The sequence below is a fragment of the Actinospica durhamensis genome, assembly GCF_018139695.1.
In the GTDB taxonomy this organism is placed as follows: Bacteria; Actinomycetota; Actinomycetes; order Streptomycetales; family Catenulisporaceae; genus Actinospica; species Actinospica durhamensis.
This window is the reverse complement of the sequence record NZ_JAGSOG010000769.1, coordinates 1-436: the sequence shown is the minus strand read 5'-3', so window position 1 is coordinate 436 and position 436 is coordinate 1. Positions and strand designations below refer to the sequence as shown.

At 72.9% G+C, this 436-nt stretch carries 1 protein-coding gene; it reads left to right on the top strand.

Annotation, left to right across the window (positions count from 1 at the left end):
• Positions 1-436 (top strand): SDR family NAD(P)-dependent oxidoreductase (locus KDL01_RS42135; protein ID WP_212534298.1); only part of this gene is annotated, 436 nt, incomplete at both ends.

Below are 436 nucleotides of genomic sequence, written 5' to 3'. Positions count from 1 at the left end.
GCCCACGTCCGCGCGGCGCACGCGCTGCTCCCGGACTGGCTGGAGCGCGGCGGCGGCCGCTTCGTCTCCACCGTCTCCGCGGCCGGACTGCTCACCATGATCGGCACCGCCCCCTACAGCGTCACCAAGCACGGCGCGTACGCCTTCGCCGAGTGGCTCTCGCTGACGTACCGCCACCGCGGCGTGAAGGTCCACGCGATCTGCCCGCAGGGCGTGCGCACCGACATGCTCGACGCCAGCGGAAGCGCGGGCGACCTGGTGCTCAAGCCGACCGCGATCGAGCCGGAGGACGTGGCCGACGCCCTCTTCCGGGGCATCGAGGAGGACCGCTTCCTGATCCTGCCGCACCCCGAGGTCGCCGAGTACTACCGGGCCCGCGCCACCGACCCCGACCGCTGGCTCACCGGTATGAACCGCGTCCAGCAGCACTGGGAGG